The sequence below is a fragment of the Aeromonas sp. 1HA1 genome (assembly GCF_029237385.1).
GTDB lineage: Bacteria > Pseudomonadota > Gammaproteobacteria > Enterobacterales > Aeromonadaceae > Aeromonas > Aeromonas popoffii.
This window is the reverse complement of record NZ_JAACGC010000001.1, coordinates 135060-152228: the sequence shown is the minus strand read 5'-3', so window position 1 is coordinate 152228 and position 17169 is coordinate 135060. Positions and strand designations below refer to the sequence as shown.

The 17169-nt window shown below is 60.4% G+C and carries 15 protein-coding genes; 7 read left to right on the top strand and 8 right to left on the bottom strand.

Annotated features, from left to right (window positions below; genetic code table 11):
• The 5 genes from GWQ22_RS00740 to GWQ22_RS00720 all read right to left on the bottom strand — a co-directional run.
• A partial coding sequence (locus tag GWQ22_RS00740) for a transposase (protein ID WP_275929191.1) occupies positions 1 to 568 on the bottom strand: 568 nt, incomplete at its 3' end.
• Between the two features lie 186 nt (positions 569 to 754).
• A complete protein-coding gene (locus tag GWQ22_RS00735) occupies positions 755 to 1741 on the bottom strand; it encodes a WYL domain-containing protein (protein ID WP_042038046.1) in 987 nt (328 codons plus the stop codon).
• Between the two features lie 296 nt (positions 1742 to 2037).
• Positions 2038 to 2424, bottom strand: coding sequence for a SirB2 family protein (locus GWQ22_RS00730; protein ID WP_042038043.1), 387 nt, complete (start codon positions 2422 to 2424; stop codon positions 2038 to 2040).
• The gene (locus GWQ22_RS00725; RefSeq protein ID WP_042038041.1) at positions 2421 to 4277 is read right to left on the bottom strand and encodes a monovalent cation:proton antiporter-2 (CPA2) family protein; all 1857 of its coding nucleotides are present in this window, start codon (positions 4275 to 4277) and stop codon (positions 2421 to 2423) included. The genes GWQ22_RS00730 and GWQ22_RS00725 overlap by 4 nt, the downstream gene beginning before the upstream one ends.
• Before the next feature lie 64 nt (positions 4278 to 4341).
• The gene (locus GWQ22_RS00720) at positions 4342 to 4941 is read right to left on the bottom strand and encodes an NAD(P)H-dependent oxidoreductase (protein WP_042038039.1); all 600 of its coding nucleotides are present in this window, start codon (positions 4939 to 4941) and stop codon (positions 4342 to 4344) included.
• Positions 4942 to 5181: 240 nt separating this feature from the next.
• Between GWQ22_RS00720 and GWQ22_RS00715 the strand changes: the two genes are divergently transcribed.
• The 5 genes from GWQ22_RS00715 (at position 5182) to GWQ22_RS00695 (ending at position 12424) form a co-directional block, all read left to right on the top strand.
• Positions 5182 to 5505, top strand: coding sequence for a hypothetical protein (locus GWQ22_RS00715; RefSeq protein ID WP_042038037.1), 324 nt, complete (start codon positions 5182 to 5184; stop codon positions 5503 to 5505).
• 48 nt (positions 5506 to 5553) lie between these two features.
• The gene (locus GWQ22_RS00710; protein ID WP_042038036.1) at positions 5554 to 5985 is read left to right on the top strand and encodes a DUF411 domain-containing protein; all 432 of its coding nucleotides are present in this window, start codon (positions 5554 to 5556) and stop codon (positions 5983 to 5985) included.
• Positions 5986 to 6221: 236 nt separating this feature from the next.
• A complete protein-coding gene (locus GWQ22_RS00705) occupies positions 6222 to 8378 on the top strand; it encodes a S9 family peptidase (protein WP_275929190.1) in 2157 nt (718 codons plus the stop codon).
• Positions 8379 to 8793: 415 nt separating this feature from the next.
• Positions 8794 to 9765, top strand: coding sequence for a TAXI family TRAP transporter solute-binding subunit (locus tag GWQ22_RS00700; protein WP_042038032.1), 972 nt, complete (start codon positions 8794 to 8796; stop codon positions 9763 to 9765).
• Positions 9766 to 9871: 106 nt separating this feature from the next.
• Positions 9872 to 12424 (top strand): TRAP transporter permease, encoded by a 2553-nt coding sequence (locus GWQ22_RS00695; RefSeq protein WP_275929189.1) that lies wholly within the window; start codon positions 9872 to 9874, stop codon positions 12422 to 12424.
• Positions 12425 to 12481: 57 nt separating this feature from the next.
• Here GWQ22_RS00695 and GWQ22_RS00690 read toward each other — a convergent pair whose 3' ends face one another.
• A complete protein-coding gene (locus GWQ22_RS00690; RefSeq protein WP_108537241.1) occupies positions 12482 to 12628 on the bottom strand; it encodes a hypothetical protein in 147 nt (48 codons plus the stop codon).
• A 176-nt stretch (positions 12629 to 12804) separates the two neighbouring features.
• Here GWQ22_RS00690 and GWQ22_RS00685 point away from each other — a divergent pair, with 176 nt between their 5' ends.
• Entirely contained in the window at positions 12805 to 13431 is a 627-nt protein-coding gene (locus GWQ22_RS00685) for a lysoplasmalogenase (RefSeq protein ID WP_275929188.1), read from the top strand.
• A gap of 99 nt (positions 13432 to 13530) precedes the next feature.
• Here the strand turns inward: GWQ22_RS00685 and GWQ22_RS00680 are convergent, their stop codons facing one another.
• Both GWQ22_RS00680 and GWQ22_RS00675 read right to left on the bottom strand, forming a co-directional pair.
• Positions 13531 to 15084 carry a DHA2 family efflux MFS transporter permease subunit gene (locus GWQ22_RS00680; RefSeq protein ID WP_275929187.1) on the bottom strand — a complete coding sequence of 518 codons (1554 nt, stop codon included), beginning with the start codon at positions 15082 to 15084 and terminating at the stop codon, positions 13531 to 13533.
• Positions 15084 to 16136 carry an HlyD family secretion protein gene (locus GWQ22_RS00675; RefSeq protein ID WP_275929186.1) on the bottom strand — a complete coding sequence of 351 codons (1053 nt, stop codon included), beginning with the start codon at positions 16134 to 16136 and terminating at the stop codon, positions 15084 to 15086. The genes GWQ22_RS00680 and GWQ22_RS00675 overlap by 1 nt, the downstream gene beginning before the upstream one ends.
• Positions 16137 to 16235: 99 nt before the next feature.
• Here GWQ22_RS00675 and GWQ22_RS00670 point away from each other — a divergent pair, with 99 nt between their 5' ends.
• Positions 16236 to 17138 (top strand): LysR family transcriptional regulator, encoded by a 903-nt coding sequence (locus GWQ22_RS00670; RefSeq protein WP_275929185.1) that lies wholly within the window; start codon positions 16236 to 16238, stop codon positions 17136 to 17138.
• Positions 17139 to 17169 lie beyond the last annotated feature (31 nt).

The window sequence follows — 17169 nt, the reverse complement described above, 5'->3', positions numbered from 1 at the left end:
AGCAGAGCCGGTCTCCCATGCGCACGTTGCTGTATATCCCGTCAGCCCAAAAGTACACATACCGCTTCAGGCTCAGGTCCCGCTGGCTCCACTCCCGGTGCTCATCACCCCAGTGTTGTTTCAGGCGGCTGATGGTGTTGGCCGACAACCCCTTGGCCTGCTCACCGAGCAACGCGCCCAGCGCTTCCTGATAATCCCCTGTGGAGATCCCCCGCAGGTACAACCATGGCAGCAGCTCTTCTATGCTGCTGGAACGCTTGAGGTAGGGCGGTAGCAGCGAGCTGTTGAAGCAGATCCCTGAGCCACTTCTGTCGCGCACCTTGGGCACCTTGATCTCGACATCGCCGATCCCGGTTTGGATGGTGCGTTCAGGCAAAAAGCCGTTGCGCACCACAGCTTGGCGGCCATCGGGGAGCTTGAGCTGACCGTGGTGCTCGAGCAGAGCCTGAAGCTCAGCCTCCACAGCTTGCGCAATCAGGTCTCTGGCTCCTGCACGCAGCAGGTCCGTGAGCGGGTCGGTTGACTCGGCCTCTGGTTGTGGCAGGGCTCTGAGGGTAGAATTAGTCATGGCGTATCACCTCTGTTGATTGAGATTCTTCGCGGGAATCAATCAGCAGGATACGCCACCTCTTCTATCCCTCCGTACACCAGAAATGACCATAACTCCAATTCAGCGGATAAGAGTTAAAAAGTAGTTGAAAAAATATGCTTGAAAAGCATACAAAAAGCCGAGGCTGAGCTCGGCTTTTTTGGGTTAGCTGACTCGGCTGCCAGGCGTGGGATATGCCTTGCGCAGCGACTCTGGCGCCAATACTTCCAGGTTGCCGCTCATGTTGTTCAACCAGGTGCGAAATTCAGGGGTGTCCTGTACTTCGGTCTCCACTACCACGCTGCGTTTATCGTAGCGGGTCATGCGCGGGTTGTGGCCCGGGATCTGTCCATCGACCAGCGTCGGGCAGTTGGCATCGATACGACCGACGAAGCGGATTGGGCCACTGACGTCCTGATAGCCCTGATCGCGGATCAGCTTCTGGACATTGAAGTCCTTCGGCTGGGTCGCGCTGAAGTTGGTCAGTTCCACACCCTTGATGTGATCGAACGGTATGCCGTACACCTTGGGATCCAGCTCGGACAGGGTACAGAGCAGTATGGGACCGTCGGCCTGATTCAGAATGCCGAGGGGATTGATGCGGTCATAGCAGAGCCATACGGTACGTTCCTTGATGACACGCTGGATCTCGGCACTGAATTTGCGACCACGCCAGAGGGCATCGCGGATCAGGGTGCTGCGACGGATCTCAGGATTGCCAGCAAACGGACGTGGTGACTGATGCACGCTTTCAAGCCAGCGTTCGGCCAGTTCACTCTGGCTGTCGCGGATCACCTGACTGGCCTTGTCGACCAGCGGGTTCAATTCGGTCAACACACTTGCCGGCAGCAGTTGGCTTGCCTGATCACTCCAGGTTTTCAGGGCCACCGCCAGCGATAGCGGCATTATGTTGGCGAAGTCGTTGAGGCCATGGCGCTCGAAGCACCAGCCGTGGGGTTTGCTGCGTTCATCCGAAGTGAGGTCGAACAACCCCATGCCGGACATCTCCTCCAGGTCCCGTTGCACGGTACGCAGACTGACGTGTATACCTTCCTCTTCCAGTTTTACCTGGAGTTGGCTGGCGGTCAGCTTGTAAGGGCGGTGCGGGATGCAACGCGCCAAGGTCAGTTGTCGTAACAGCTTCTTACTCATGGTGCATGCCTTCACTGGTTTAGCGTTGAGTGTATCCTAGCTATGACTTGCGACAGTCTATGTCGCAACTTTTGCTGCGACAACTGTCGCCATTTTCATACAAAATGCTGTAACTAGATGATATTAAAACCAATATGTGTTTTGGCGGGGATCAATCGAGGCTTTTAAATGATGCGAAAATCGCAAATTAAAGTGCTGTCTTGCGGTTTTTTTGGAGAGGAAAAAATAAAAATAGCAGGAAGAGGCAGTAGATGATGTGGAGGGGATCGGCCCCTCCACCAGATGAAGCTCTGTGATCAGGCCAGCCAGGACCAGGCTGACTTGGTGATGGCTGCACCCACCATGTAGCCGAAGACGGCCAGCGCGGCGGCACCGGCCACCAGCTTCTGGTTGCGGGCTGGTCGCTTGAGCGCCATGACGCCGAGACCTATGTAGACCACCAGTGCGATCAGCTTGGCCATCAGCCAGGGCTGCTGGCCCGGGCTCATCTGCAGCGTGACCGCCAACAGGAACCCGAACAGCAGCAAAAAGGTGTCGTTGACGTGGGGCGCTATCTTCAGCCAGCGCTGTTGCAGGCGCGGGCTGCTGTTGAGAGAGAGCATCCAGCGATAGACAAACAGCAGCAGGCTGACGATGGCTAGAGTCATATGCAGATGTTTGAGCATGGGGTAATAGGCAATCATATTGCTTCCTTGTCGTTATCGGGCAGTCCGCTGTTCCAGTTGTGAGCGTGAATACGCTCCTGTCCTTCCTGATCGTCTTGCAACAGATCGGAGAGGATATCCCGGTATTGCAGGCTCTTGTTGATATAGGTGTGTTCGTCGTCCAGATAGTTGACCTGCTCCCGCAGCAACCAGTTGTCGTGCTGTTTGAAGGTCTGTCCCGCCCGCCAGGCCTGGTTGGCCCTAAATCCCAGCTGGGTCAGGGCTTCCACCCCCAGATCCACGGCGGAACCCAGGGTTTCCCGATACACGCTGCCCACGCCTTGGCGCAGGATCTCGTGAGCGTGAGGTCTGTCTTGGGCTCGCGCCAGTATCTTAAGGTGCGGGAAATGTTTCTTCACCATTTCAATTACTTCGAGCGAGGTGGCTGGATCGTTGATGGAGAGCACCAGCAGTTTGGCCTTGTGGGCGCCGGCGGCATGCAACAGGTCGAGCCGGCTGGCATCGCCATAGAACACCTGGTAGCCGTACTTGCGCAGCATCTCTATCTGACTGGCATCCTGCTCGAGGATGGTGGTGCCGATGCCGTGGCCATGCAGCAGACGCCCCACTATCTGGCCGAAGCGGCCGAAGCCAGCGATGATAACGGGGTGTTCCACCAGCTCAGGCTGCTCGTGTTGCGGTGCATCGCTGTGGGTACGGTAATCGAACCAGGGCTGGATTACCCGATCGTTGAGGATCAGCAAGAGCGGCGTCAGCGCCATGGAGAGTGCCACGACTAACGTCAGTAGTGAAATGGTCTCGCCGGGTAGCACCCTGTTCTGGGCGGCAAACGAGAAGAGCACGAAGGCAAATTCCCCCCCTTGTGCCAGCGCCAGCGCGAAGGTCCAGCGTTGGCTCGGCGAGATGCGGATAATGAAGCCAAGCGCCATCAGCACCAGCCATTTCAGCACCATCAGCCCCACCACCAGCGTTGGAATAAGGAAAGGGTGTTCGGCAAACAGGCTGAAGTTGATACCGGCCCCTACCGACATGAAGAACAGACCGAGCAAGAGTCCTTTGAACGGCTCTATGTCTGCCTCCAGTTCGTGGCGATATTCGCTGTCGGCCAGTACCACCCCGGCAAGGAAGGAGCCCAGCGCCGGGGAGAGCCCCACCGACTCCATCAACACGGCGATGGCAATCACCAGCAGCAGGGCGGCGGCGACGAAGATCTCCCGCATGTGGGATTGGGCTATGGCCCGAAACACCGGCCGCATCAGGTAGTGGCCACCCAGCACTATGCCGGAGATGGCCGCCACCACCAGCAGGCCGTGTTGCCAGCCGGCCAGCTCCGAGCCGCCATTGCTGGCCACCGGCGCGATGGCGAGCAGTGGCAGGATCGCCAAGATGGGAATGACGGCGATATCCTGGAACAGCAGTACTGCAAAGGCAGAGCGGCCGCTCTCGCTCTGCATCAGCTTGCGCTCTTGCAGACTCTGCAGCACGATGGCAGTGGACGATAGCGCCAGGATGAGACCTATGGCCAGCCCCTGTTGCCAGGGCAGGCCGATGAGATGAGCCACCCCGGTCAGGGCCCCTGTGGTGAGCAGTACCTGCAGGCCACCGGTGCCGAGGATGGGCCCCTTCAGTTGCCACAGCAGGGCAGGGCGCAGCTCCAGCCCGACCAGAAACAGCATCAGCACCACGCCGAACTCGGCGAAGTGCATCACATCCTTTTGCTGTCCCACCAGCCCGAGCAGGAAGGGACCTATGATGATGCCCGCCAGCAGGTAGCCGAGTACGGACCCCAGCCCCCAGCGCTTGGCCAGCGGCACGGCGATCACCGCCGCCGAGAGGTAGATAAGCGCATCAAACATTAATCCGTGACCCATCAGCCAGCCCTCCGTTCGAATCTCTGGCCTGGCTCATAGGGTCGGCCAAATGACAAGCAGTGTTTCATGAGAGCACCTCCAGCAGATCCCGCAGATAGGGGCTGCCGCCGAGCTGGGCCGGGGTCAGTTGCTCGTCGCGCAGGGCACACAGCAGCTGGCGATAATCCTGGCCACAGCGACGCAGCGCCTTCGGATCCTTGATCTTGTGAAAGGAGTGCAGCACGAACGGTGGCAGCCAGCTCATGCCGCACAGCTGCGCCGTTTGCTGGAACGGCAGCAGGAAGTCGAGCAGCGGACGGCTGTTGTAGCCTTCGCTGCAATAGGAGTCGGGGGCCCCCCCCGTGGTGATGGCACTCAGCCACTGCTTGCCCTTGAGGGCGTGGGACTCGGGGCCGTAGGCGTAACCATACTCCAGCACCAGATCCATCCACTCCTTCATGATGGCGGGGCAGGAGTACCAGTAGAAGGGGTGCTGAAAGACGATGATGTCGTGTTCCGACAGCAGGGCCTGCTCCCGCTTCACATTGATGAACATGTCCGGGTAGTGCTGGTAGAGGTCGTGCACCGTGACCCCCTCCAGGTCGGAGACAGCTTGCAGCAGCTGCTTGTTGGCCCTGGAGCTCTGCAGGGCCGGGTGTGAAAAGATAACCAGAATGCGTTTCATGGGGTCATAACCTGAAGATGGGCCTAATACCGGTGAAAAGAAGATGAATTGAGCTGCGACGTTAGCAAGAAGCGCAATAGCCCGCCAGTTCCGGGATCAGATTGCGCAACGCCGGACGCGGGGATACGTGGGTGAATCGCGCCCCGCCAGACTACTTACATCCAACCATAGAGGGGAGGGCTTGACCCTCCCCCTGGGCCAGGGGTTACCATGGGGTTCCTCCGATCAATGAGTCATGTCATGGTTCTGACCCGTCGCCAACTTGCTCGCGCCCGCCGCTGGCTCCCTCTGTGGAGTCTGCTGATGGTGCTGATGTCGTTTGGCAGCCGGGCGGCGACCGATCTCTGTACTCTGACGCCCCATTGCAGCCAGAGCGAGCGCACCCTGGAGAAGGCCATGCCATGCGGCAGCTTCACCTCGGCGCTGGCCATGACGGTGCTCACCAGCGACAGCCTGACGGTGGCCGTGCTGGAACCGGATATGCCACAGTTTCTCTCCCCCTCCCTGTTCACGCCTGAGGTGCCGCTCGAGCGGCTGGATCGTCCTCCCCGTCATCCCGGTTGAGTCGAGTTCCCCTGTTTTTTGGGTATTTCTTCTTATCTGAGGTGAGTTATGTACAAGTCCCTGTTACTGGCCCTGCTGGCCGGTACTGTCAGCTTCTCCGCCCTGGCCGCGGAGCAGATGACCGTCTACAAGTCCCAGTATTGCGGCTGTTGCAAGACCTGGATCAAGCACATGGAAGAGAACGGCTTTGAGGTCAAGGTCGTCGAAACCGAGCAGCTCGATCCCATCAAGCAGCAGTACGGCATCACACCGCAGCTGGCGTCCTGCCACACGGGTGTGGTGAATGGCTATGTGGTGGAGGGGCATGTACCCGCCGCCGATGTGCAGAAGCTGCTCAAGGAAAAACCGGCGATCCGCGGCCTGACCATTCCGGGCATGCCCCAGAGTGCGCCAGGGATGGATATTCCGGGTCAGCCCTACCAGGTGCTGAGCATCAGTGATGAGGGCGCGACCAGGGTCTGGTCGAGCTACTCCGGCTGACGCAAACTGGCCGTGAGCAGGCACGACTCCATCATGTGAGGCACACCTGAGCGAACCTGTGTCGCTCATGGTCAGGTTTGAGGGCCGCTGTCGCGAGATAGCGGCCCTTTTAGCTGTTCTTGCGGGTTTTACGGGGTGATAACTTGCAACTGGGGGCGACAAGGGGCAGATTGATCCCCTATCCAAGGAGCCAAGGCTCAGGTCTGCTAACCCTTTTAAAGCGCAAAGGATGCGACATGTTTACCTTTTCCCGAGGGCTTCTGCTGCTGGCTTGCCTGGCCGCCGTTCCCTGTTCATATGCCAATGATGAGTCCGCCATGCCCACAAGCGATACCCTTATCCAGCCTCCCGTGGCCACCAAACACCCTCACACCATCAAGAAACACGGAGATACCCGGGTCGACAACTACTATTGGCTGCGCGATGACGAGCGCCAGAAACCCGAGGTGCTGGCCTACCTGGAGGCGGAGAACGCCTATACCGAGGCCATGCTCAAGCCAACCAGGCCGCTGCGAGACCAGCTCTACCAGGAGATGGTGGCTCGCATTCCCCAGCAGGATGAGTCAGTCCCCTATGTGAAGAATGGCTACCGTTATCAGACCCGCTATGAGCCGGGCAAGGAGTACGGCATCTATTCCCGCAGCAAGGTGGAAGGGTCGCAGGAGCCCGAGCTGATGCTCGACAGCAACCAGCGCGCAGAGGGGCACGAGTTCTACGCCCTTGGCGCCCTGGAGGTGAGCCGCAACAACCGCTGGCTGGCGGTGGCGGAAGATTTCCTCTCTCGCCGCCAGTACCAGATCCAGTTCCTCGATCTGGAGAGCGGCAAGTGGGCGGCCGAGTCGCTTCCGAACACCTCGGGCAACCTGGTGTGGGCCAACGACAGCAAGACGGTGTTCTATGTGCGCAAACACCCCAAGACCCTGTTGCCCTATCAGGTCTATCGCCACGAGCTTGGCTCGGATCCGGCGAAAGACACTCTGGTGTATGAGGAGAAGGATGACACCTTCTACGTCAGCCTCTACGCCACCACCTCGGAAGATTTCATCGTCATCGCCCTCTCCAGCACCTCCACGGGCGAGGCGCGCCTCATCGACGCCAACGTGCCGACCCAGGCTCCACGGCTCTTCCTGCCCCGCCAGGTGGATCACGAATACAGCCTGGATCACTACCGCGGTCGCTTTTATGTGCGATCCAACAAGGACGGCAAGAACTTCGGCCTGTACGAGACCAAGGAGAGCCCGGTCGAGCGCTGGAAGGCGGTGATTGCCCCCAATCCGGACGTGTTGCTGGAGAGCTATGCCCTGTTCAAGGAGTGGCTGGTGCTGGAGGAGCGCAATCAGGGGCTGACCCGGCTGCGCCAGATCAACTGGCAGAGCGGCGAGCAGAAAGAGATCGCCTTCGACGATCCCGCCTATGTCACCTGGCTCGCTTACAACCCGGAACCGGAGACCAGCCAGCTGCGCTACGGTTACTCCTCCATGACCACACCGTCGTCCACCTATGAGCTGGATATGGCCAGCGGCAAGCGTACCCTGCTCAAACAGCAAGCGGTGGCGGGCTTCAAGCCGGAGCTGTACGCCAGCGAGCGCCTCTGGGTGACCGCCCGCGATGGGGTGACCGTGCCGGTGTCGCTGGTCTATCGCACGGATCTGTTCAAGAAAGAGAGTGCCGGGTCGCAAAAAAATCCGTTACTGGTCTACGGCTATGGCTCGTACGGCGCCAGCATGGATCCCGATTTCAGCACGGCTCGCCTGAGCCTGCTGGACCGGGGCTTCGTCTATGCCATCGCCCACATTCGGGGCGGCGAGGAGCTGGGCCGCCACTGGTATGAAGACGGCAAACTGCTGAAAAAGCAGAATACCTTCAACGACTTCATCGACGTTACCGAGGCGCTGATGGCGCAGGGTTATGGCGCCAGGGATCAGGTCTACGCCATGGGCGGCAGCGCCGGCGGCCTGCTGATGGGGGCTGTCATCAATCAGGCGCCCCAGCTCTATCATGGCGTGGTGGCTCAGGTGCCTTTTGTCGACGTGGTCACTACCATGCTGGACGAATCTATTCCCCTCACCACCGGGGAGTACGACGAGTGGGGCAACCCGAACCAGAAGCGTTATTACGACTACATGAAGGCTTATAGCCCCTACGATCAGGTCAAGGCACAGGCCTACCCGAACATGCTGGTGACCACGGGGCTGCATGACTCCCAGGTACAGTATTGGGAGCCTGCCAAGTGGGTGGCCAAGCTGCGCGAGCTGAAGACGGATGATAACAAGTTGTTGCTGAATACCGACATGGATGCCGGTCACGGCGGCAAGTCCGGTCGCTTCAAGGCTTATGAGGATATCGCGCTGGAGTTTGCGTTTATCCTGGATCTGGCCAAGCCAAAAACATGAGTCAACAAGGTCGCAGCCCTTGCCAGTAAAGGGCTGCAAAAGAATCTTATCTCTATCCTCCCGCCTGCCAACCGGTAGCACATCCAATGAATCCCCGAGCAATAAATTAATGACCGGCTTCAAATTTCTCGTCATTCATATCCATCATTTTGTGTTTTTGTTTGATTTATGTTGGCTCCATGTGCTTAATCGAAGCCGCTATGACGCTTTGATTGATCCCCTCCGGGTCAATTATCTTCGGTTGGCATGACGCCGACTGTCTCACCACAGGATGCTGGTGGCTTTTTGGGGAACGCTCGCCGTTCACCCGATTCCTCATATCGAGGTCATGGATGACCACCGGTGCAGAACGGTGGTTTGTCCGGCATTCGCCCGTGGAACGGGCGAGCTGAATCAATCAAAAAGGATGAACAACATGAAAGGATTTTCCCTGGCGTGTGCCCTGTCGGCTGCCCTGGTCGGTGTTTCGTTTGGTGGTCCGCTGCAGGCGCAGGAGCGCTTCGTGACCATAGGCACTGGCGGTCAGACCGGTGTTTACTATGTCGCTGGCCAGTCTATCTGCCGCTTCCTCAATCGCGGCGTTGCCGATCACCAGATCAAGTGCAACGCCCCGGCCAGCGGTGGCGGTGTGGCCAACGTCAACGGTATCCGCAGCGGTGAGTTCAACTTCGGTATCATGCAGTCCGACCATCAGTACAAGGCGATGAAAGGCCTGCCCCCCTTCCAGGCTGAAGGGGCCATGGATGACATGCGTGCCGTCCTCTCCCTGCAGAGCGAAGTGTTCACCATACTGGCGCGCCGTGATGCCAACATCGCCGGCTTCGACGACATGAAGGGCAAGCGCGTCAACATCGGCAACCCGGGCTCCGGCCAGCGTGACACCATGGAAGAGATAATGGCGGTCAAAGGCTGGAAGAAGGGTGACTTCGGCCTGGTCTCCGAACTGAAACCGGCCGAGCAGGCCTCCGCCCTCGGCGACAACAACATCGACGCCATGAGCTACTTCGTCGGTCACCCGAACGGCGCCATCCAGGAAGCCTCCACCACGACCGATGCGGTACTGGTACCGGTGACCGGCGCGGATATCGACAAGCTGCTGGCCGAGAAGAGCTACTACAGCAAGGCTGAAATCCCCGGCGGCATCTACAAGGGCAGCGACCAGCCAACCCCGTCTATCGGCGGTAAGGCGGTGCTCTCCACCAGCGCCAAGACAGATCCGGAAGTGGTCTATCAGCTGGTCAAGTCTGTGTTCGGCAACCTGGATCGCTTCAAGCGCCTGCATCCGGCCTTCGCCGACCTGCAAGAGGCCGACATGATCAAGGTGGGACTCTCTGCACCGCTGCATGAAGGGGCTGCCCGCTACTACAAGGAGCGCGGCTGGCTCTGATTGACGGCCCAAGGGCCCAGGTCACTCTCTTCGACACCCGTCAGCCGCAGCCCAGTTGCGGGGGCGGGTGTCGCTCTTGTTGTACTCGTTGGCACAAGTTAACCCTATGCAAGATAAACAACTCTCTACCGAGGAACTGATCGCCCAGGATGTGGGCGCTCGTCTGCCGTTCGGCCTCATGGGCGGGCTCATCACCACACTGGCGCTGGCCTGGTCTCTATTCCAGCTCTGGATCGCCTCGCCGCTGCCCTTCATGTTGGGCTTTGGCGTACTCAATGACACCGAAACCCGTGCCATTCACCTCACCTTCGCCCTGCTGCTGGCCTATCTGGTGTTTCCGGCGTTTCGTTCATCGCCACGGGATCGGGTGCCGCTCGGCGACATAGCCTTGGGGCTCATCGCCGCCGGGGCGGCTTGCTACCTGTTTGTGATGTACCAGGCGCTGGCCCTGCGGCCGGGCAGCCTGACCACCGAAGATCTGATCACCGCTTGCATCGGTTTGCCGTTGCTACTGGAAGCGGCGCGCCGTGCTCTGGGGCCGGCGCTGGCGATCATCGCCCTGCTGTTTCTCGCGTATAGCCTGGCGGGGCCCTGGATGCCGGGCCTGCTGGCGCATCGAGGAGTGAGCTTTACCGCGCTGGCCAACCATCAGTGGATCACCACTGAAGGGGTGTTCGGGATTGCCCTCGGCGTCTCCACCAGCTTCGTGTTCCTGTTCGTGCTGTTTGGCGCCCTGCTGGAGCGGGCCGGCGCCGGTCACTATTTCATCCAGCTCGCCTTCAGCCTGCTTGGCCACCTGCGCGGCGGTCCAGCCAAGGCGGCAGTGGTGGCCTCTGGCCTGACCGGCCTCATCTCAGGCTCGTCGATTGCCAACGTGGTGACCACGGGCACCTTCACCATTCCCATGATGAAGAAGGTGGGCTTTAGCGCCGAGAAGGCTGGGGCAGTGGAAGTGGCCTCCTCGGTCAACGGCCAGATCATGCCCCCTGTGATGGGTGCGGCCGCCTTCCTGATGGTGGAGTACGTGGGCATTCCCTACGTCGAGATCATCAAGCATGCCTTCTTGCCGGCTACCATCTCCTATATCGCGCTGCTCTACATCGTCCATCTGGAGGCGCTCAAGCTCGGCATGCAGCCCATAGGTGGCCATCAGCCCAAGCCCTGGCTGCGCCGTCTGACCGGTTTTGCCTTCGGCGCCACCCTCATCAGCGGCCTGTCGATGGCGGTTTACTATGGTCTGGGCTGGCTCAAACCTGTGCTAGGTGACTTCGCCCTGCCGGGGATCAGCCTGCTGCTGGCGCTGGCCTATCTGGGACTGCTGAAGATCGCCGCCAGCAACGAACCGCTGGCGGCAGAGGATCCGGACAAACCGCTGACCGAGTTGCCCAACACCCGCGCCGTGCTGCTCTCCGGTCTGCACTTCCTGCTGCCCGTGGTGGTGCTGGTGTGGTGCCTGATGGTTGAACGGCTCTCGCCCGGGCTGTCGGCTTTCTGGGGAACCGTCATGCTGGTGATCATACTGCTGACCCAGCGGCCACTGCTCAACTGGTTGCGCAGTGATGGCCTGCACGATTACGGCTCAGTGCAGGACGGTCTGATCGATCTGCGCGAGGGGCTGGTGGCCGGTGCCCGCAACATGATCGGTATCGGCATTGCGACCGCCACTGCCGGCATCATAGTGGGCGCCGTTTCCCAGACCGGGGTGGGTTTGGTACTGGCCGATCTGGTGGAGATGCTCTCCATGGGCAATCTGCTGCTGATGCTGCTGCTCACCGCCCTGCTGAGCCTTATTCTCGGCATGGGGCTGCCCACCACCGCCAACTACATCGTTGTCTCCAGCCTGCTGGCGCCGGTGGTGGTGACGCTCGGGCAGCAGAACGGCCTGATAGTGCCGCTCATCGCGGTGCACCTGTTCGTCTTCTACTTCGGCATCATGGCGGATGTGACGCCGCCGGTGGGGCTGGCCTCGTTCGCGGCAGCCGCCGTCTCCAAGGGGGATCCCATCAAGACCGGGATCACGGCGTTCTACTACAGCCTGCGTACCGCCGCGCTGCCGTTCCTGTTCATCTTCAACACCGACCTGCTGCTGATCGATGTGGACTTTGCCCACGGGGTGCTGATCTTTATCGTGGCGACCATCGCCATGCTGATCTTCGCTGCTGCTACCCAGGGCTGGTTCCTGGTGAAGAGCCGCTGGTACGAGAGCATATTGCTGCTGCTGGTCGCCTTTACCCTGTTCCGCCCCGGTTTCTGGATGGACATGGTGCACGATCCCTATCGGGTTACCCCGCCCGCCGAGTTGGCAAAAACCATGGGTGAAGTGGAGGCGGAGAGCACGCTGAGGCTGCGCGTCCAGGGTGAAGATGCGGTCGGAAAACCGCGCAAGTTCACCCTGCTGGTCGCCGTACCGGATGGGGCGGATGGCGAGGAGCGGCTGGCCAATCTGGGGCTGAGCCTCTATGAACAGGATGGCAAGACGCTGATCGACAACATCGCCTTTGGCAGCCCGGCGGCCACCATGGGGCTGGAGTTCGATCAGGAGATCCTTACCGTCAAGGCGCCCACCGAGCGCTGGCGCAAGGAGCTGATGTGGTTGCCCGGTTTCTTGCTGTTTGCACTGATCGTCGGGCTGCAACGGCGACGGGCGGTGCGAGCCTAACAAGGGTCAATAAAAACGGCGCCATCGAGGCGCCGTTTTCATCTCCCCGGTCGGGGCTTATTCTTGTGGATCCTGCAACTGGTCCAGCGCCTGTTGCTCCTGCGGGCTGAGGCCAAGCTGTTCGCAGGCCTGCTCGAAGCTGATCCCCAGATGGCACATCATAATATCGATGGCGGGCAGATAGTTTTTCATTGCTTCTTCCATGGTGATCCTCCAGACCCGTTCCTTATGCCCCAGCAAGGGGGGCGAGGCAATTAGACTTTAGGTGTAGATGGCTGGTGTTCTGAGCACCCCTGCCACTGGGCGGGGGAATTTGCTACTCTGCTCCCGGTAAATAAGATGTTGCCGTATGAGTGCGAGCAACACGTGAGGAGCAGGGCATGTTATTGAGTTTCTTGATCATCGCATCGGGCTGGTGGCACATTCGTGCGGCCTACGGCTCAGACTCCCGTCAGTTCTACATCAGCAAGCCGCTGACCATGCTGCTCATCATTGCGCTGGCGTTTGGCTATCAGGGTTATGACCACGACGGCTCCCATGCCTGGATCCTGCTCGGCCTCTGCCTGTCGCTGGCCGGAGACGTGCTGCTGATGCTGCCAAGCGATCGGTTTATTCAGGGGCTGGCGGCATTTTTTGTCGTGCACCTCTGCTACATAGTCGGTTTCGCCCAGGGGCCGCTGGTGCTGAAGCTGATGGATGGCCTGCTGTTGCTGCTGGTGGCGGGCATGGTGTTCGGCCTGTTGTGGGGCAAACTCGGGGAGATGAAGATCCCCGTGCTCTGTTACATGCTGGTGATAATTGGCAAGGCCTGGGTGGCCGCCGGTGCCTGGCACGCCTCCTTGACTGCAGGCAGTGCCGCCGCCCTGGTGGGGGCCTTGATGTTCCTCTTCTCCGACAGCATGCTGGCGCTGGATCGCTTCCGCCGCCCTTTCCCCCATGCGACGGCTTGGGTGATGAGCAGCTACTTCGCCGCCCAGTTTTTGATCGCCGCCTCGCTGGCAGGGTGAAGAGGCGCCGGTGCCTTTTATCGCTCGCACCAGATCCCTGATCCTCGCCGGCGGGTGATGATCCGCGGCAAGGAAAATGGGCCTGTTTTCAGACCCTTGCTATGCCTCGAGCGGCTCGGCGTCGGCAGCCCTGGGTGCTGGCTGCTTGAGTAGCAGCATCAGGGCGCTGGCGATCAGCAGGAAGATGCCCATCACGTAAAACACCTGATTGTAGGCCATGATGGCCGCCTCGCGGCTGATGGTGTTCGCCAGCATGGCCTGGGCCTGCTGCTGTGCCAGCTCGGGACCCGAGCCTTGCTCCATCATGTTCTGGGCCAGCTGCAGCAGGTAGCTCTGCCCCTCTATGCTACTGGCGGCCAGCGTGCTGCTGATCTGGCTGACATGGACGCGGGTGTCGTTATCGATCAGGGTCGCAATGATGGCGATGCCGAACGCGCCGCCGAGGTTGCGCAGTACGTTGAGCAGGGTCGAGGCGGAGGGGATCTCGTCATGGGTTAGGCTGGCGGTCGCCACCAGAGAGAGCGGCACCATGATGAAGGGTTGACCCAACGCCCGCACTATCAGCGACTGGATCAGCTGGGGGCCGGCGTAGTCGGCACTCATGTTCATGTTCATGAAGCAGCTGATGGCAAACACCAGGAAGCCGAAACTCACCAGGTAGCGCGGGTCTATCTTGTGGGTCAGTTTGGGCACCAGCGGCAACACCAGCAGCTGTGGCAGCCCCATCCACATCAGTACTTCACCGATTTCCAGTGCGTTGTAGTTGTGGATCTGCGCCATGTAGAGCGGCAGCACATAGATGGAGCCCATCAGCGCCATGCCGAGCACCAGATAGGCGAAGCAGGCCAGCGCGAAGCGCGGATTGTGCAGTAGCCGCAGGTTGACCAGCGGATGGCGTCTAAGCAGCTGGCTGATGACGAAGAACACCAGGGCCACTACCGAGATGACGGTGAGCCGCACGATGAAGCTGGAACCGAACCAGTCCTCCCGGTTGCCCTCTTCCAGCACCACCTCCAGCAGGCCCAGCCCCATCGCCATGGTGACTATGCCGATGAGATCCACCCGCTTGATCACCTCCCAGTCCACCGGCTGCTTGTCCAGCCCGTGGGCCAGCATGGCCATCACCAGCAGTCCCGGTGGCACGTTCAGATAGAAGATGTAGTGCCACGACAGCTGCTCGGTCAGCCAGCCGCCCAGAGTTGGGCCTATGGCGGGGGCGAAGGTGGCACAGATGCCGAACAGCGCCATGCCGGTGGCCCGCTTGTGCAGTGGCAACAGGGTGACGATGAGTGAGAAGGCCATGGGAATGAGGGCGCCGCCGGTGAAGCCCTGCAATGCCCGGAAGACGATCATGCTGGTGAGGTTCCAGCTGAACGAGCAGAGCACGGAGGCGATGAGGAAAGCGCCGGTGGTCCACAGCAGATAGCGGCGCACGCTCAGGCCCCTGCTGAACCAGCCGCTCAGGGGGATGGCGATCATTTCCGCCACCAGATAGGAGGTGGAGATCCAGGAACTCTCGCTCAGGGTGGCGGAGAGGGCCCCCTGAATGTCCTTCAGGGAGGCGTTGGTGATCTGGATGTCGAGGATGGCCATGAAGGCGCCAATGAGCCCCCCCATGACAGCGATCCAGTTGCGACGTGGAATGGGTTCCATCAGTGGGCGGCGACCAGGGGCTCGGGATCCCGGGTGTCCACTATCACCTCGGTGGAGAGGCCCGGCAGCAGCTTGCCAGCCAGGGCGCCCGGCTCGGGGATGCGGATCTTGACCGGCACCCGCTGCACTATCTTGGTGAAGTTGCCGGTGGCGTTTTCCGGTGGCAGCAGGGCGAATCTGGCGCCGGTGGCGGGGGCCAGGCTGTCGATGATCCCCTCGACTGCTTGACCCGGATAAGCATCCAGGATCACCTTCACCTTCTGGCCCGGCTGCATGTGGAGCAGCTGAGTCTCCTTGAAGTTGGCCTCGACCCACACCTGTTGCAGCGGCACCAGGCTGGCCACCTGCATGCCGGATTGGACATAGAGCCCGGCCCGCAGGCTGCGTTTGCCGATAATGCCATCGGCCGGTGCCCGCAATTCGGTATAGGTCAGCGCCAGTTTGGCCTGCTCCAGCAGCGCCTCGCTCAGGGCCAGCCTGGCTTTGTTCTGCTTGGCTTCGGCATCCAGCACCAGCAGTCGTTCACGGGCTGCTTGCAGGGCTGCTTGGGCCTCCTGCTCCTGTGCCAGATTGACCTGCAGTCCAGCCCGTACCTCGTCCAGGCTGTCTTGCGAGCTGTAATGGCGCTGGTTGAGCTGGCTGATGCGCTGCACCTGTTGCTGGGCGCGCACCTGCTCGGCATTGGCAGAGCTGACTTTGGCCTCGGCCTGACGGATCAGGCTCAGCTGCTGGGTGCGGGTCGCGGCCAGATTCTCCGCTGTCGCCTGATTGAGGCGCAGGTCGGCTTCGGCCTCGGCCACCTTGGTCTTGTACTCCCGATCATCCAGCCTGGCGATCAGCTGACCGGTCTTCACCGCCTGGTTGTCGGTCACCAGCACCTCGCTGATGTAGCCCGGCAGCTTGGAGCCGATCCCGGTCACCTCGCTCTGCAGGTAGGCGTTGTCGGTACTCTCGAAATAGCGGCCATGCAGATACCAGTAACCGGCGAACAGCAGACCGAGCAGGGCCAGCACCATGGCGGCCAGCAGGGGGATCTTCTTGTGTTGACTCATTTTTGGGGGGATTCCTGAACTTAAGAGGCGCAGGCTAACACTGGCCAACTGTTTCGATTAGTATCCATTTATGAGATAGACAGTTTCACTGGTGCAACAATGGATTTGAACGCGGCATTGATTTTAGTGCGGATCGTCGACAAGGGCTCCTTCACCGCGGCCGCCCAGGATCTGGGTATGACCAAGGCGACCGTGAGTCGCCGCATCGCCGAGCTGGAACAACGCCTCGGTGTGCGGCTGCTCTACCGCTCTACCCGGCAGCTCACCCTGACCGAGGCCGGGGAGCAGTATTACCTGCGCTGCAGCAAGGCGGTGGATGAGCTGGCTCAGGCCGAGCTGATGGTGAGTGCCAGCCAGCAGGAGGTGACAGGTACCCTCAAGTTGGCGGTGCCTATCGAGACGGGACAGCTGGTGGTTGGTCGGTTGGTGGCTAAATTCTTGCAAGTCTATCCGGGCCTGCAGGTGGAGCTGGAGCTGACCAATCGCATCGTGGATCCTATCAACGAGGGGCTGGATGCGATCGTGCGCATCGGTGACATGAGCGACTCCAATCTGGCGGCGCGGCGGCTGTGGAGCACGGAGCGGCTGCTCTGTGCCAGCCCGGATTATCTGGCGCGCAGCTCAGCCATCACGCGGCCGGAAGATCTGCTTTTACACGAACGGGTGGCGGTGAGCAGCGGCTTTCTGGCCTCTCACTGGTGTTTCGAGCACGAGGGTAGGGAGGTGCTGGTTGACCCTCCCTCACGTTTTCGGGTTAATAATATAACCTGCGCCAGGGAGGCGGCGAAGGCGGGGTTGGGATTGGCCTCTCTACCTGCCATGCTCTGCCATGAGGAGCTGGTCAGCGGGGCGCTGGTGACCCTGCTGCCCGAGTGGCAGCAGCCCAAGGTACCGATTTATCTGCTGTTTCCGGAGCGGCGACTGATGCCGCGCAAGTTGCGGACCTTTATCGATTTCATGGTGGCGCAGGGGGCCGATTACGGCATCGACAACCTGCTGTGACCGGCGTGTTAGGGAAATAAGGGGGCTGGAT